1 rRNA gene is annotated in these 462 nt (G+C 56.3%); it reads left to right on the top strand.

The window, feature by feature from the left end:
* Positions 1-53: 53 nt before the first annotated feature.
* A 16S ribosomal RNA gene (locus AAC147_RS07580) occupies positions 54-462 on the top strand; the annotation flags it as partial.

Here is a 462-nt window from a genome sequence, read left to right as displayed (position 1 = left end):
ACAGTTAATTCATTACGAACTAACACAGTTTAATTCTTTGAGCGTCAAACTTTTAATTGAAGAGTTTGATCATGGCTCAGATTGAACGCTGGCGGCAGGCCTAACACATGCAAGTCGGGCGGCAGCGGGGGAAAGCGTGCTTTCCTGCCGGCGAGCGGCGGACGGGTGAGTAATGTCTGGGGATCTGCCCGATGGAGGGGGATAACCACTGGAAACGGTGGCTAATACCGCATGAACTCTGAGGAGCAAGGTGGGGGACCTTCGGGCCTCACGCCATCGGATGAACCCAGATGGGATTAGCTAGTAGGTGGGGTAACGGCTCACCTAGGCGACGATCCCTAGCTGGTCTGAGAGGATGACCAGCCACACTGGGACTGAGACACGGCCCAGACTCCTACGGGAGGCAGCAGTGGGGAATATTGCACAATGGGCGCAAGCCTGATCCAGCCACGCCGCGTGTGT

Origin of the sequence: Xenorhabdus sp. NBAII XenSa04 (assembly GCF_963866145.1) — a bacterium.
GTDB lineage: Bacteria > Pseudomonadota > Gammaproteobacteria > Enterobacterales > Enterobacteriaceae > Xenorhabdus > Xenorhabdus indica.
Note: the sequence above shows the minus strand (reverse complement) of the source record. Positions and strands in the feature narration are given on the sequence as shown.